Origin of the sequence: Variovorax soli NBRC 106424 (genome assembly GCF_001591385.1) — a bacterium.
Lineage (GTDB): Bacteria > Pseudomonadota > Gammaproteobacteria > Burkholderiales > Burkholderiaceae_C > Variovorax > Variovorax soli.
The window spans coordinates 40,545-55,120 of record NZ_BCUU01000006.1 but is presented as its reverse complement, the minus strand read 5'-3'; the positions used below and the strand labels follow the sequence as shown (position 1 = coordinate 55,120).

Below are 14,576 nucleotides of genomic sequence, written 5' to 3'. Positions count from 1 at the left end.
TTCCCCGCACGCATGCCCGGCGCGTGTGCGGGCCGACCGCCGCTCTGATAATTCCTGCAATGCCTTTCCGCGTTGCCACCTTCCTTGCCTTCTCCCTGGCCGGCGCCGTGCTGGCCTATGCCGTCCTTGGCCAGTCTCTCGTCTGGGCGGGGGCCTGGGCGGGCGCGGCCCTTTGGCTGGTGCTAGACGCCATCCGGGCCAAGCGCCTGCTCGATGTGATGCGGCGCGACGTGTCGGCACTGCCTTCGCGCGGCCACGGCGTGTGGGGCGAGCTGGCCGAGCGCATCCGCAAGGTGCTGCGCGAGCGCGACAGGCAGATCCGCCAATCGGACGACCGGCTGCAGGAATTCCTGGCGGCCATCCAGGCCTCGCCCAACGGCGTGGTGCTGATCGACGAGCAGGGCCGCATCGAGTGGTGCAACCAGACGGCGGCGGCGCAGTTCGGCATCGACGCCCAGCGCGACCTGCTGCAGCACCTGGCCAACTTGGTGCGCGACCCGGCCTTCGTCGCGTACCTGGCCTCGTGGAACTACAGCCGCGACGTCGTCATCGATGCGCCCGCGCAGCCGGCCGGGCACCGCGGCCACCCCATCCGGCTGTCGATGCAGGTGCATCCCTATGCCGGCAACCGGCGCATGCTGCTCACGCGTGACATCACGGCCCTGGAACAGGCCGAGACCATGCGCCGCGATTTCGTGGCCAACGTCTCGCACGAGATCCGCACGCCGCTGACCGTGCTGGCGGGCTTCGTGGAAACGCTGCAGAGCCTGCCGCTCGATGCCGAGGAGCGCGCCCGCTACCTGCGCCTGATGGCGCAGCAGTCGCAGCGCATGGAAACGCTGGTCAACGACCTGCTGACCCTGTCGCGGCTGGAAGGCAATGCCGCGCCGCCCACCAGCCAGTGGACGCCGGTGCGGGCGCTGCTGGCGCACTGCGAGGAGGAGGCGCGCGCCTTGTCCAAGCAGCTTTCGCAGCAAGGCCACAAGCTGTCTTTTTCACAGGAGGCGGATTCGGAGCTTTCCGGCGCGCCGGTGGAACTGCAAAGCGCCATGTCCAACCTGCTGAGCAATGCCGTGCGCTACACGCCGGGCGGTGGCGAGATCGCGGTGACCTGGCGCCTGCTGCCCGACGGCCGGGGCGAGTATTCGGTGCGCGACACCGGACCGGGCGTGGCGGCCGAACACATTCCGCGCCTGACCGAGCGCTTCTACCGTGTCGACCGCAGCCGTTCGCGCGAAACGGGCGGCACGGGCCTGGGCCTGGCCATCGTCAAGCACATTGCCCAGCGGCATGGCGGCGAACTGCGCATCGAGAGCACGGTGGGCAAGGGGTCGCGATTTGCGCTGATGCTGCCGGTGACGCGCGTGCGCCAGGCAGCCGCCGTCAAAGCGCGGGCCTGAGCAGCGGCTGCTGGCCGTAGCGCCGCAGCGTGCGCCACAGCAAGGCGGAAAACAGCACGGCGGTCAGCAGCAAGGCCAGCGCCGACATGAGCCAGAAGGCCAGCGGCGACTGCATGGGCGCCCAGGGCCCGAGGCCGTGGTAGGCCAGCGCGTAGCTGCAGCCCAGGCCCACGCCCCAGAGCAGCGTGCAATAGATGACGAGCGGCGCCACCGTGATGCGGTAGCAGCGCAGCACGAAGACGCACAGCGTCTGCACCGCGTCCGACAGGTGATAGAGCGCGGTGGCCACCAGCAGCACCGAGGCCACGGCGATCACCTGCGGGTTGTCGGAGTAGATGCCGCCCAGCTGGCGGCGCAGCAGCAGCATGCCGGCCGACAGCACCAGCGCGCAGCCCACGGCCAGCAGCAGGCCGGTGCGGCAGGCCTGCCGGGCGCGCACCGGCTCCTGCGCGCCCAGCCACCAGCTCACGCGCGCGCTGGTGGCGATGGCCAGCGACAGCGGCACCATGTAGGCCAGCGCGGTGAGGTTGGAGGCGATCTGGTGCGCCGCCGAATCGGCGGTACCCAGCCGGGCAATGAAGAGCGCCATCAGCGTGAACGAGGTCACCTCGACCAGCACCGCCAGGCCCGCGGGCACGCCCAGGCGCACGAACTGGCCGATCTGCTTCCAATCGGGCGCTTCGATGCGCTGCCAGATGCGGCAGGCCCGGTAGCTTTGCTCGTGGCGCAGCAGCCAGACCGCGCTGCCCAGCAGAAGCCAGTTGACCACCAGCGTCGCCCAGCCGCAGCCCACCAGCCCCAAGGCCGGCAGGCCGGCGCCGCCGAAGGTCAGCCAGATGGACAAGGGCAGCTTGATGAACAGCGCGCCGATCTGCAGCGTGGTGACCACCTTGGGCAGCCCCAGGCTCTGGCTCAGGGTGCTGAACAGGCGAAAGAGAAGGGCCGGTGCCAGCGAAAAGGCCAGCACGCCCAGGTAGCGTTCGACTTCCTCGCGCATGCCATCGGGCACCTCGGTCCAGCGCAGCAGCGCGCCAGGATTCAGCAGGATCGCCATGCCGATCACGATGGTGGCCGCGCACAGGTAGAGCGACTGCCGCACCGATTGCCCCACCTCGTGCTCGCGGCGGGCGCCGTGCAGCTCGGCCCACACCGGCAGCAGCGCCTGCAGCACGCCCATGAGCGAGACGAACACGCTGATGAAGATGGCCGACGCCACCGACAGCGCCGCCAGCGCGCCCTCGGCAAACCGGCCGGCGACGATGGTGTCGGTGACGCTGAAGGCCATCACCGCCAGCTGGCCCACCAGCACCGTGCCGGCGTGCTGTGCAATCGGGCGGACGTCGCTGTCGCTCTGCAACTGGCGCGTCACGGCGTCAGGCGCTGGTAGAGCAGCAGGTCGTCGGTTTTGGCCGTGGGGCGCCGCAGGGTGCGGATCAGGCGCCACTGGTGCAGGTCGATGATGTCGTGCAGGCCGCCGATGGCCTCGGGGTTCACCAGCAGCCAGCGGCACCTGGAATCGGGCTTGAGCGTCTGGAGCGTGAACTTGCCGTGGTAGCGCAGCGCGGCGATGTGCGCGCGCTCGAGTTCCAGCTCGGCGATGCAGCCGGGGTCCTCGCCCACCAGTTGCTTGACCGCCTCGACCTGTGGCACGTAGCTGCGCGCGTAGTCCAGCGGCGGCAGCCACAGGGTCATGACCAGCGTCCAGCACAGCGCGGCGCCGCCGGCCGGCAGCACCAGCGTCTTCCACAGCGCCGCGCGATGGCGCCCGGTGCGCCAGCGCACCAGCCAGGCCCAGGCGATGGTGGCTGCCACGGCGAAGAGCAGGGCGATGGTCGAGTAGTGCGGAACGAAGCCGGGCGCCAGGCGGGCCACGTTGGCGGCCGGCTTGGCGGGCACACCCGTCTGCATGGCCACGTAGTACACCCAGATGATCAGGGCCGAGCCGCTGAAGAAGAGCAGGGTGAACCAGTCGATGAGCGCCGAGGCACTGCGCCGGAAGGTCGGCAGCGCGAAGGCCGACAGGGTCGCCAGCGGCGGCAGGGCCAGCAGCAGCGAGCGTTGCGCGAAATCGGTGGTGCATGTGGCGGCCAGCGGCACCAGCATGAACCACAGCGGGACCGCCACGTGGCGTGCCTTGAGCTGCCGGCGCCAGCGCCACAGCGCCCACAGCACCAGCAGCCAGGCCGGCCAGGTGAACCAGATGAGCAGTCGCACCAGGCTCCCGAGCTCGCCGCCCACGGTGGTGCCCAGGCGCGAACCGGGCAGCTCGATGCGCCACTGCACCAGGTCGAGCGAAAAAGCGAGCACGCCGGCCAGCAACGTGGCGCCGGCGATCACGGCCAGCGAGGCGGTGCCGTAGCCGTGGACGTCATCGTCCGTGTCCAGGCCGTCTTCGTCCGCGGCCCGGGCGGAGGCGCCGCGCTTCCATTCGTAGGCGGCGTAGAGGGCGCAGCCGGCGCCGAGCATCATCGCCACGCTGGGACCGCCGCTCAGGGCCATGCCGACCACGCCCAGCACCATGGCGACGGAGCCCGTGCGCAGCCGGTAAGGCAGGGCGGCCATGCCGTAGAACATGCTGGCCACGAAGAAGAGCTGCGTGAGCGCGGGCGTGGTTTCGTGCCCGAGCTGGGCCAGGCCCAGGCAGGCGATCAGCGCCATCAAGCCGCCGTCGGCAATGGCGCGGGCATAGTCCTTGGGGTGGGCCTCGCCGCCGAAGGCAAAGGCCACCGGCTGGGCCCCGGGGGTGCGCGCCAGGTAGTAGACGGCATACCAGGTCGCGCTGAAGGCCCCCCAGAGAAACAGCGCGAACACGATGCGCACCGCCAGGTCGGGGTTCAGCCACGAGGGCGCCAGCTGGATGGCCCAGGCCCCGGCCCAGTAGGGAACGAGCGCCAGCGTTTCGGGCCGCATGCCCATGAGCAGGGGATCGAACCAGCGCGCGATGCCCTCCTGCGTGTGGGCCAGTTCCAGCATGTAGCCGAACGAGGCGATGTCCTCGCTCTTCCAGGGGCCGCGCCCGAGCAGGCCCGGCATCAGGTAGGCCGCGCACAGCAGGATCAGCGCAAACCGCGGCAGGCGGCGCACGGCGCTCTGGGCAACGATGGCGGGGGTGGGGTGGTTCAACGCGGTAGGTATTGTGGTCTTGGAGGCGCCTGGCAGGACCGAATTGCAGCAAACAAAAAGGGCAGCGCGGTAAACCGGGCTGCCCTCGTGCGAGAAGCGTGTGCCTTACTTGGCGGCAGTCTTGCCGAAGCGGTTGCGGAACTTCTCGACGCGGCCACCCATGTTGTCGACCGACTTTTGCGTGCCGGTGTAGAAGGGGTGCGATTCGCTCGAGGTATCCAGCTTGAACAGCGGCAGTTCGCGGCCGTCGTCGGTCTTGCCCGTTTCCTTGGTGTTCACGCAGGAACGGGTGACGAACTTGAAGCCGTTCGACAGGTCGACGAACAGAACTTCACGGTAATTGGGGTGGATGCCTTCTTTCATGGTCTTTCCTTAGGGTCAAATGCGAGAGCCACAGTTCGTAAAGAAGGTCGACTGCACTTTTCGCTGTTAGCCTTCCATTATCGCATAACGGGCTCGTTCCTGGAAAGTATTCGTCATGACTCAGCCAATACGCGCCGGCCTCGTGGGCTACGGCTTTGCCGGCCAGACCTTCCACGCCCCCGTGCTGTCGGCGGTGCCCGGCCTGCAGTTGGCCGCCGTGGCGAGCAGCCAGCCGGACAAGGTCCAGGCCGATTGGCCCGAGGCGGCCGTCTTCCCGGACGTTCACGCCTTGCTTGCGGCGCAGCCAGCCGTCGAACTGGTCGTCGTGGCCACGCCCAATGAGGCCCATTTCCCGGTGGCCAAGGCGGCCCTGGAGGCCGGACGCCATGTGGTGGTAGACAAGCCCTTCGTCCTGGACGCCCGCCAGGCCCGCCAGTTGGCCGACCTGGCGCGTGCCCGGGGAAAGATCGTTTCCGTCTATCAGAATCGCCGATTCGATTCTGATTTTCTGACCCTGAAGCAGGTCCTTGCCGAAGGCCGGGTCGGCCGGCCCGTGTTCTTCGAGTCCCATTTCGACCGCTACCGTCCGGATGTCCGGGTGCGGTGGCGGGAGCAGAAGGTGCCGGGGGCGGGCCTGTGGGTGGACCTGGGCTCGCACCTGATGGACCAGGCCGTCCAGCTCTTCGGCAAGCCCGACAGCATTCAACTGGACAGCGCCGCCCTGCGCGAAGGCGCCGTGGTCGAGGACTACTTCCATGCCGTGCTGCGCTGGGACAAAGGCCCGCACGCGCCGCTGCGAACCGTGCTGCATGCCACCACCCTGGCCGCGGACCCCGCGCCGCGCTACATCCTGCACGGCACCCGCGGGAGCTACGTCAAGTACGGCGTCGACCCGCAGGAAGACGCGCTGCGCACCGGCGCCAGGCCGGGCGGGGAGGGCTGGGGCGTCGATGCGGACGACGGCCTGCTCACCCTCATCGGCGACACCGGCCAGCCCGAGCCCAGCAACGTGCCCACCCTGGCGGGCGACTACACGCGCTACTACGCCGCCATCCGGGATGCTATTGCAGGCCAGGGGCCCGCGCCGGTGACGCCGGAAGAGGCGGTGCAACTCATGGAACTGCTGGACCTGGGCGCGCAAAGTGCCGAGGAAGGGCGCGCGTTGCCCACCTGAAAAAGAAAAATGCCCGCGGCGTGAGCGGCGGGCATTTCTCCGGAAGGCGAGCGCGGAAGCTGGATCAACCACCTCTGCGCATCATGTCGAAGAACTCGACATTGGTCTTCGTCGCCTTCATGTTCTTGAGCATGAGCTCCATCGCCTCGATCTCGTCCATGTTGTACATGAGCTGGCGCAGGATGCGGGTCTTCTGCAGGATCTCGGGCGGCAGCAGCAGCTCTTCGCGGCGGGTGCCGCTGCGGTTGAGCTGGATCGAGGGGAACACGCGCTTCTCGTACAGGCGGCGGTCCAGGTGGATTTCGGAGTTGCCGGTGCCCTTGAACTCTTCGAAGATCACTTCGTCCATGCGGCTGCCGGTGTCGATCAGCGCGGTGCCGATGATGGTGAGCGAGCCGCCTTCTTCCACGTTGCGGGCCGCGCCCAGGAAGCGCTTGGGGCGCTGCAGCGCATTGGAGTCCACGCCACCGGTGAGCACCTTGCCCGACGAGGGCACCACGTTGTTGTAGGCGCGGGCCAGGCGGGTGATGGAGTCCAGCAGGATCACCACGTCCTTCTTGAGCTCGACCAGGCGCTTGGCGCGCTCGATGACCATTTCGGCCACGTGCACGTGGCGGGCGGCGGGCTCGTCGAAGGTGGAGGCAATCACCTCGCCCTTCACGGTGCGCTGCATCTCGGTCACTTCTTCAGGCCGCTCGTCCACCAGCAGCACCATCATGTGGACCTCGGGGTAGTTGGCGCTGATGGCGTGGGCGATGTGCTGCATCATCACCGTCTTGCCGCTCTTGGGCGGGGCCACCAGCAGGGCGCGCTGGCCTTTGCCGATGGGGGCGATGATGTCGATGATGCGGCCGGTGATGTTCTCGTCGCCCTTGAAGTTCTCGCGCTCCAGGCGCATGAGCTGCTTCGGGAAGAGCGGGGTCAGGTTCTCGAACATGACCTTGTGCTTGTTCTGCTCGGGCGGGCCGCCGTTCACGGAATCAAGCTTGGTCAGGGCAAAGTAGCGCTCGCCGTCTTTAGGGATGCGCACCTCGCCCTCGATCATGTCGCCGGTGTGCAGGTTGAAGCGGCGCACCTGGCTGGGGCTGATGTAGATGTCGTCGGTGCTGGCCGTGAAGCTCGTGTCGGGGCTGCGCAGGAAACCGAAGCCGTCGGGCAGGATCTCGAGCACGCCGTCCGCAAACACCTGTTCGCCCGCTTTCGCGCGCTTCTTGATGATGGCGAACATGAGCTCTTGCTTGCGCATGCGGCCGACGTTCTCGATCTCAAGCGCCTCGGCTTGCTTGAGGACTTCAGACACGTGCAGTGCCTTGAGTTCGTTTAAGTGCATGGAATGACCCCTCGGATGGGGCAGTTCTGACTGAAAAACGGGGGGAGGTTTGAGCAAGAGGCGAGAGGAGCCTCTCAAACCTTGGGAATTCGAACCGGGCCTAGCCGGTGATTCGCGCTGATTATGACAGCAAAAAAAGCGCGAGGGGAAAAGGAACTTGAGACGAAAGCGCCGGCGCGTTGCGCGCCGGCATCATGACAGCGTCGATCAGGCCAGTTGCTGGTCGATGAAGGCGGTGAGCTGAGCCTTGCTCATGGCGCCCACCTTGGTGGCGGCCAGCTGGCCGTCCTTGAACAGCATCAGCGTGGGAATGCCGCGGATGCCGAACTTGGCGGGGATGTCGCGGTTCTCGTCCACGTTCATCTTCGCGACCGTCAGCTTGCCTTCGTAGGTGGACGACACTTCGTCGAGGATGGGCGCGATCATCTTGCACGGACCGCACCACTCGGCCCAGTAGTCCACCAGCACGGGCTGGCCGGACTTGAGCACGTCGGCTTCGAAGGAGGAGTCGGAAATGTGTTTGATGAGATCAGAGGCCATTGAAGTAGTCCTTTTGCGCGGAGCTGCGCGGCGCTTGGTTGGGTGCCGCTAAAGTGCAGGTCATTGTGACAGAAACCAAGTGTTGGCGTGGCGTCCGAAGCTATGACGCCCATAGCCCGAGCCCTGTTGCACCCACTGCAGCAACGCGAGTAGCAAAGCCCCGATGAATTCCCTTCTTGCCGACATCGCCGTCATCGGCGGCGGCCCGGCCGGCCTGATGGCCGCCGAGACCCTGTCCGCCGCCGGCGCGCAGGTGCACCTGTTCGACGCCATGCCATCGGTGGGGCGCAAGTTCCTGCTGGCCGGCCGCGGCGGCCTGAACCTCACCCATTCGGAGGCGGCCGAGCCCTTCGCGTCGCGCTTCGGCGAGCGGCGCGCGCAGGTCGAGCCCTGGCTCGCGGCGCTGGGGCCGCAGCAATTGCGCGAGTGGGCGCACGGGCTGGGTGTGGAGACCTTCGTCGGCACCTCGGGCCGCGTCTTCCCCAAGGACATGAAGGCCGCGCCGCTGCTGCGGGCCTGGCTGCATCGGCTGAGGGCGGCGGGTGTGCAGTTTCACATGCGGCACCGCTGGCTGGGCGTGCTGGACGCGAACGCGGACATGCCAGGCGCTCCCTGGACCTTGGGCTTTGCCGCGCCGGCAGGCGATGTGGCCGTGCAGGCCCGCGCCGTGGTGCTTGCGCTGGGCGGCGGCAGCTGGGCGCGGCTGGGGTCCGACGGCGCCTGGGTGCCGTGGCTGGCCGATCGCGGCGTCGGCGTGGCGCCGCTTCTTCCGGCCAATTGCGGCTTCGACGTGGGATGGAGCCCCTATTTCTCCGAACGCTTTGCCGGCCAGCCCTTCAAGTCAGTGGCCATCGAGTTCCGCGATTCGCGCGGGCGTGCCTTCACCCACAGGAAGGGCGAGTTCATCGCCACCGCCTCGGGCGTGGAGGGCAGCCTGATCTACGCCGCCTCCGGACTGCTGCGCGACGAGATCGCGGCCCACGGCAGCGCCGATCTGATGGTGGACCTGCTGCCCGATCGCTCCGCCGAGCAGGTGCGGGCCGAAGTGCTGCACCCGCGCGGCTCCCGCTCATTGGCCAACCACCTCAAGGGGCGGCTCGGGCTGGAGGGCATCAAGTCGGCCCTGCTGTTCGAGGTCCTCGGCCGGGAGGGCATGCACGACATGGAAAGAGTGGCCGCCGCCATCAAGGCGCTGCCGCTCAAGCTCATGGCGGCGCGGCCCATCGACGAGGCGATCAGCAGCGCGGGCGGCGTGCGGCTCGATGCACTGGATGCCCGGCTCATGGCCAGGGCCTTGCCCGGCGTGTTCTGCGCCGGCGAGATGCTGGACTGGGAGGCGCCCACCGGCGGCTACCTGCTGACGGCCAGCATGGCCAGCGGCGTGGTCGCGGCGCGGGGTTCGCTGGACTGGCTCGCGCAGCCGCGCGCCTGAAGGCCGGGTTCAGTCGTCGGCCGCGTGCTGGCGGGCAAAGCGCCGCTCGGCGGCGTCCAGGTGATTGTTCAGCACGTGCGAGACGATGTTGATGCCCAGGCCACGGTGCGCCTGGCGATGGCGCGCTTGAGCATGAGCACCGCATAGATGCAGAAGGGAAGGACCACCGAGCCCAGCATCAGGCCTTGCTGAAGGCCTTGCCGCAGGGCAACTGATGTGTGTGTGAAAGGTGACGAGCCTTAGAAGAAGGACCCGATTCCCTAGGGAAATCAGACAGTTGACACCGTCCGGGTGGCACGTCAGGTGCACACCTACTCGGATGGTAGCAGAGGCCGCAAGAACGGACCGCGGGCCCTAGAACGGAATGTCGTCGTCCATGTCGTCAAATGCCGTTTTCTTAGCCTGAACCGGAGCCGGTGCGGGCGCGGACGGCAAGGAACGACGGGCGACGGTGAAGCTGGAGGCAGGTGGACGGGGCGGGGTGGTGCGGAGCGCGAATCGATCTTGGTTCGCCAGCACCCAATCCCATCCGCTTGTAGTCAGGTGATAGCCCAGGTAGCTTTCGCCTGCTTCGTCTTCGTAACGGCGGGTGGTGAGGAACTCGCGCCGCTCCAGGGCCTTGAGCGCGAAGTTGCACGCGATTCGGGTGTAACCGCTGGCCTCCATGTCTCTCTGAATCTGCCATCCTGTCGCGTGATCCTCCGCGTGCATAAGGTTCTGCACGACTGCAGCAATGGCAACTACTTCGTGATCTGCGAATCCCTCACTCGGCGCCGCCAACTGTGTTATCTCGGACACGTTCCCTAGGGCCTCGGCCTTTTCGACGAATGCCTGAATCTTGGCTGTGATGTTCGTCTTCAGCGCTTCGAAGTCGCTCGGGGAACTCGTGGCGTACTTGATGATGGTGCGGTGTTGCACGTCGAACGGGAACTTCGATGTGCGCTGATCCGAACAGATCAGGACGACCTCTTTCCCGCAGGCAATCGCGTAGCCAAGCTCAAACCAGACGTTTGGGTTGTCCGTCGTGATTTCGGCCAAGCAAATATGTGCCTGCCGAATCCCTCGCTCGATGTCCTGAATTGGGATGCTCACTTTCGGGTCTTGGTCAACCCGATAGGGCTCCAGTCCGGCTGCGACGATGGCCGGCGCGTACACCTCGCGATAGCGCGAATCGAAGGCTGCGCCGTCAAACGGCTGCATGACAAAGCATGTGGGCATTGTTGTTCTTCCCTACGTCGGGGCGAAAGGGTTAGCGTCTCTCTTCTCCGGATACATCATATTCGGCGGGCGGCGGCCCCTCTCACGCGCCCCGGTGCCTTCGTCGCATCTCTTCAAGCCTCGCGGCGTAGTCCAAGACCTCCCTGGGCTCCTGCGCCCCCCTGGACTCCCGGGCCATCTCCAAGCCCCGCCGAGACCGCTTCGCCCATGCCGCCCTCGTCGTCTCAAGGATGCGCCGCTTGATGCCGTCCATGTTGGGGTCGTAGGGGCGATACAACGCACGCTTCGCCTCGGCCTTGAGCTGGCGGCGGCGCAGCAGCTCGGCCTCTTTTGCGGCGTCTTGCGCCCGGCTGGCCCGGATGCGGGCCTCTGTCATCCCTAGGGAGCCCTTGACGGCCTCGCGCATGGCCCGGCGGCGCACCGTGCGCTTTGCGTTGTCCTGGGGCCGCTTGGAGTCTCGCAGGGCCCTCAGGTGGCCCCGCTGGCACTCGTGGCACAACGGCCGGTAGTAGCTGGGCTGCCAGGGATAGCGGCCCTTCCCGCGCTTTACGGGCCAGTTCTCGGGCGACAGGGCAAGCAGGCGGGCGCAGGGTCCTTTGCAGACCCGGTGAGTCATGGGTGGGATTCGAGGATCAATCATGGAAGGGGCAGTGAAGGGCAAAGCTAGGAAATTTCTAGGTTTGCCGTGATCCGGCCTGAAGGTCCGGCCGGGCGCGAACCGCAGGCGCAGACGTGCTGGCGAGCGTGTTCGTGGGAGGCAATAGGGGCCTGGCAGAGTCGCCGAAGCGATCAAGGAGGGCCAAGGGTGCGCCGGGAGGGCTGCGCGGCTCCTGGGGCGTTTGCGCCCTCCTGGGATCGAGGGATCGCTATCGCCAACCGCCTTCTTCAATGAAGGCTTTCGCTCGGGCCGCGTCCAACACCTTGTAAGGCCACTGCCAGGACGTGTAGAGGAAGCTGGGGCCGTCTTCTCTGTTGGTCACCTTCGCGCGAACCACAAAGAACGTCCCAACGGGATGAGCGTTGCGCATCTTTGATGAGCATTCGACGTGCATTCCGGCGTCGAGGCCTTGTCCTGCCACAGGCCGGGCGCGGACGGAATGAGCAGACGGCTCCCCGAAAGCTCGATAGGTCTGGATCAGGATTTGTCTGTACGGCATGCAACCATGTTAGTTCGACAGGCATGTGTCCAAAATCGACCGATTACGGACAGTGGCGGCGGCAGTGTCCAAAAACTAGCTTGACGGCATTCAGTACAGGCCGCACAATTCGGACTCCCTTTTCGTACAGGAGTCGCTGTGTCCCGTGTCTTCGCCTACTGCCGCGTCTCGACCTCAGAGCAGACCACCGCTAACCAGCTTCAGGAGATAGCCCAGGCCGGCTTTGCCATCCAGCCATCTCGGGCCATCACCGAGACCGTCTCGGGCTCCGTGCCGACCTCGGAGCGCCCTGGGTTCTCCAGGCTGCTGGACAAGATGGAGGCCGGGGACGTGCTGGTGGTTACGAAGCTGGACCGCCTGGGGCGGAACGCTATGGACGTGCGGGCAACCGTGGAGGCCCTGAGCGGCTTGGGTATCCGTGTTCACTGCCTGGCCCTGGGTGGCGTGGACCTGACCAGCCCAGCCGGGAAGATGACCATGGGCGTGATTGCGGCCGTGGCGGAGTTCGAGCGGGACTTGCTGGTGGAGCGGACCCAGGCGGGCCTAGCGCGTGCCAAGGCAGAAGGGAAGGCCCTGGGGCGCCCCTCGGCCCTCTCGGCTGCCCAGGTGCAGGAGGTTGCCCAGCGACTCGCAGCAGGCGAGGCAATCGCAGCCATCGCTAGGGCCATGGGCACCAGCCGGCAGACCATCATGCGGGCCAGGGACAGCCTGGGCGCATAGCGGGCGCCAGGTCTCCCGACGACCCCCGAGCCGGCCTGAGCGCCGGCTTTTTCGCGTCTGCAGCCAGGAGACCCCACCCCCACGGGGGGCCTGGCAGGCAGGCGGCGGGCCGCAGGCACTGCTCTGGAATTTCTCGTTGATTTTCGAGTCCGGGTTCTGATCGATTCGCTAACCTCGGGCCTTCCCCGAAGGGCTCAGGAATGGCACTCGACCAAAACATCTCCGAACTTCACAAGCTCCACACAGCCAGCCAGGACAAGTACACGTACTTCCTTCTGGCTGCATCCGGCGCGTCCATCGGCTTCGCCGTACAAAAGACGGAAGGGCTTCCGCTATCGTGGTGGCTGATTTCCGTTGGACTTGCCGTAGTTTGCTGGGCGTTGAGCTTCTGGTTTGGCCTTCGGGCCGTTGATCGTGCGCAGGGCATCCTGATGGCGAACTTCGACTATTTGCAGCTTCAGCAGGGCAGTCACCCGCAACAGCCCGGCCACCCTCAGCTAGTCGGCGCAGCCAAGCAAGGTGTACGACAGGCGATGGACAGGCTATCGAAGGAGTCCGGCAGCGCCAGTGCATGGCAGCTTCGGATGCTGCTGGCTGGCGCTGTCTTCTTCATCATCTGGCGCGTACTGGAGATGTACCGGGTGACTGGTTGATCGCTTCGCCCCAGGTGCTCAGGACCTTCTCGGCCAGTTCCTCAGCGCTCGGGACGTACCCCGGGCCCTTCAAGGCAAGCAAGTGGTACGCGGCATTCACGGCATTCACGGCGCCCCTGGGGTCACGATAGGCTGTCCGTCGCATGACCTCCTGCACTGCATCGCGCTTGTTGCGCTCGGGGACCTCATGGGCCTGGGGAGGCCGCTCGGAGGCCCAGGGACTTACGGGGGCGAGTTGGGCCGCCCGCGCGGTCCTAGGCTCATCATGGGCGGCCCCGAGGGGCTTGCGGTAGGCGCTCATCGCTTGGCCTTCCGCCGGGCGGTCTTCTTGGCCGGCGCCAGGAGTGCAGCACGGGCCGCAGTGTCCGCTGCAATTTGCTTGCGTTGCTCAATGGCGCGGGGATCGCCCACGACAGTAGCCATGACATCCAGCGCGTTTGTTTGATGCGCTTGCGCGACCAGCAAGGGGTCTAGGCCAAGCTGCTCAGCGGCGGAAGCAATTGCCTCGGCCTTCTTTCGCTCGCCGCTTGCGGTGAATCGTCCAGCGAGGGCGATACGGTCAGTTGCCCGCTCGGTCATACGGTCGGCCTCGGTCAGTCGGGCGTGCAGATCGTCCAAGTAGGCCCGCATGGTCTCCGGGAGACCGTAACCGCCGCTCTTGCGGATGCTCGGGATGACCTCGTCAGTCACCCAGCGGCGGAATCTGCGGGCACCGGGGACGGTTGATCCAAAGACCAGCGCGTAGAGGCCGGACTCATTCACGAAAGTCGGCGGACTACCGGGCAAGCCTAAGGAAACTGAGGCTTGGTCCTGTTCGTCCACATGCGTCTTTACTGCATCGGACGGGTTGCTGTGGCCCATGGCGGCGCACACGTCGGCCGCGTGAAACCACGGCTCACCATCGCGCAGGATGGTGCGGACGGTGGAGCTATCGAAGGTGAAGGGAAGCAGTTTCATGGGTGGCGAATCAACGTGCCCGACCGGTCTTTAGGAAGGTGTCCAGGCGTCCCCCGGGTCTCGGGGCGCTTGTCTTGCCGACAAGTGCAGCGCTGGCCTCAAAGGCGGCCTTGCGGGCCCTACGGGCCCTGACCTGACACGTCATGCAGTTGGACATGTAGCCATCAGCCATGCCGGTGTGCTTGCGAAAGGAGCTAAGGGGCTTCGTGGTCTCGCAGGTTCTGCAGGTCTTGGATGAGGGGGCTTCTGGCTTCTCCTCCTTTGCGACCACAACGGGCTCCGTCTTGAGAATCCCGGCGGCTGCCAGGAGAGTCTCTACGGGCGCAGGGTGCGTCTCGTCGCTCCCTTGGCGGCAGCAATGAAGAAGCCCATCCTCCTCCAGGCAAAGCCGATCAGGGTCCAGCTTGAGGGCATGAAGGAACTGAATGGCCTTGGGGTCGTCCAGCCATGCTGGAGCTTCGATGGTTACGGTCTGGTGGTCGTTGCTCGTGGACATCGTGTCCCCTTAA

Annotated in this window: 14 protein-coding genes; 5 read left to right on the top strand and 9 right to left on the bottom strand. The window is 66.5% G+C overall.

Annotated features, from left to right (window positions below):
- The first annotated feature begins 59 nt into the window (after window positions 1-59).
- On the top strand, window positions 60-1,400 hold the full coding sequence (phoR, locus tag VSO01S_RS03510) for a phosphate regulon sensor histidine kinase PhoR (RefSeq protein ID WP_068640409.1): 1,341 nt from the start codon (window positions 60-62) through the stop codon (window positions 1,398-1,400).
- Here the strand turns inward: phoR and VSO01S_RS03505 are convergent.
- The 3 genes from VSO01S_RS03505 to VSO01S_RS03495 form a co-directional block, all read right to left on the bottom strand.
- Window positions 1,384-2,769: an MATE family efflux transporter gene (locus VSO01S_RS03505; protein ID WP_245684094.1), complete on the bottom strand. Its 1,386-nt coding sequence runs from the start codon at window positions 2,767-2,769 to the stop codon at window positions 1,384-1,386. The two genes, phoR and VSO01S_RS03505, sit on opposite strands and share 17 nt — an antisense overlap.
- Entirely contained in the window at window positions 2,766-4,523 is a 1,758-nt protein-coding gene (locus VSO01S_RS27935; RefSeq protein ID WP_068640408.1) for a hypothetical protein, read from the bottom strand. The genes VSO01S_RS03505 and VSO01S_RS27935 overlap by 4 nt, the downstream gene beginning before the upstream one ends.
- 105 nt (window positions 4,524-4,628) lie before the next feature.
- Entirely contained in the window at window positions 4,629-4,886 is a 258-nt protein-coding gene (locus tag VSO01S_RS03495) for a type B 50S ribosomal protein L31 (RefSeq protein ID WP_068640407.1), read from the bottom strand.
- A gap of 115 nt (window positions 4,887-5,001) precedes the next feature.
- Here VSO01S_RS03495 and VSO01S_RS03490 point away from each other — a divergent pair, with 115 nt between their 5' ends.
- Window positions 5,002-6,060: an oxidoreductase gene (locus VSO01S_RS03490; RefSeq protein ID WP_068640406.1), complete on the top strand. Its 1,059-nt coding sequence runs from the start codon at window positions 5,002-5,004 to the stop codon at window positions 6,058-6,060.
- Window positions 6,061-6,124: 64 nt separating this feature from the next.
- Here VSO01S_RS03490 and rho read toward each other — a convergent pair whose 3' ends face one another.
- The gene (rho, locus tag VSO01S_RS03485; protein ID WP_068640405.1) at window positions 6,125-7,390 is read right to left on the bottom strand and encodes a transcription termination factor Rho; all 1,266 of its coding nucleotides are present in this window, start codon (window positions 7,388-7,390) and stop codon (window positions 6,125-6,127) included.
- Between the two features lie 207 nt (window positions 7,391-7,597).
- The gene (trxA, locus tag VSO01S_RS03480) at window positions 7,598-7,930 is read right to left on the bottom strand and encodes a thioredoxin TrxA (protein WP_068640404.1); all 333 of its coding nucleotides are present in this window, start codon (window positions 7,928-7,930) and stop codon (window positions 7,598-7,600) included.
- A gap of 163 nt (window positions 7,931-8,093) precedes the next feature.
- On the opposite strand from trxA, the gene VSO01S_RS03475 reads away from it, so the two are divergent.
- Window positions 8,094-9,362 (top strand): TIGR03862 family flavoprotein, encoded by a 1,269-nt coding sequence (locus VSO01S_RS03475; RefSeq protein WP_068640403.1) that lies wholly within the window; start codon window positions 8,094-8,096, stop codon window positions 9,360-9,362.
- A gap of 354 nt (window positions 9,363-9,716) precedes the next feature.
- On the opposite strand, the gene VSO01S_RS03470 is transcribed toward VSO01S_RS03475, so the two are convergent.
- Window positions 9,717-10,562: a hypothetical protein gene (locus VSO01S_RS03470; protein ID WP_174544705.1), complete on the bottom strand. Its 846-nt coding sequence runs from the start codon at window positions 10,560-10,562 to the stop codon at window positions 9,717-9,719.
- Window positions 10,563-10,662: 100 nt separating this feature from the next.
- The gene (locus VSO01S_RS27025; RefSeq protein ID WP_153305125.1) at window positions 10,663-10,986 is read right to left on the bottom strand and encodes a hypothetical protein; all 324 of its coding nucleotides are present in this window, start codon (window positions 10,984-10,986) and stop codon (window positions 10,663-10,665) included.
- Between the two features lie 889 nt (window positions 10,987-11,875).
- On the opposite strand from VSO01S_RS27025, the gene VSO01S_RS03460 reads away from it, so the two are divergent.
- Window positions 11,876-12,457 carry a recombinase family protein gene (locus VSO01S_RS03460; protein ID WP_068640401.1) on the top strand — a complete coding sequence of 194 codons (582 nt, stop codon included), beginning with the start codon at window positions 11,876-11,878 and terminating at the stop codon, window positions 12,455-12,457.
- A 200-nt stretch (window positions 12,458-12,657) separates the two neighbouring features.
- Window positions 12,658-13,110: a hypothetical protein gene (locus tag VSO01S_RS03455; protein WP_068640400.1), complete on the top strand. Its 453-nt coding sequence runs from the start codon at window positions 12,658-12,660 to the stop codon at window positions 13,108-13,110.
- 297 nt (window positions 13,111-13,407) lie between these two features.
- Here VSO01S_RS03455 and VSO01S_RS03450 read toward each other — a convergent pair whose 3' ends face one another.
- Together VSO01S_RS03450 and VSO01S_RS27865 are read right to left on the bottom strand one after the other, a co-directional pair.
- Complete coding sequence (locus VSO01S_RS03450) at window positions 13,408-14,067, bottom strand: BRO-N domain-containing protein (protein ID WP_068640399.1); 660 nt, start codon at window positions 14,065-14,067, stop codon at window positions 13,408-13,410.
- 10 nt (window positions 14,068-14,077) lie between these two features.
- Window positions 14,078-14,563 carry a hypothetical protein gene (locus VSO01S_RS27865; protein ID WP_068640398.1) on the bottom strand — a complete coding sequence of 162 codons (486 nt, stop codon included), beginning with the start codon at window positions 14,561-14,563 and terminating at the stop codon, window positions 14,078-14,080.
- Window positions 14,564-14,576: the final 13 nt, after the last annotated feature.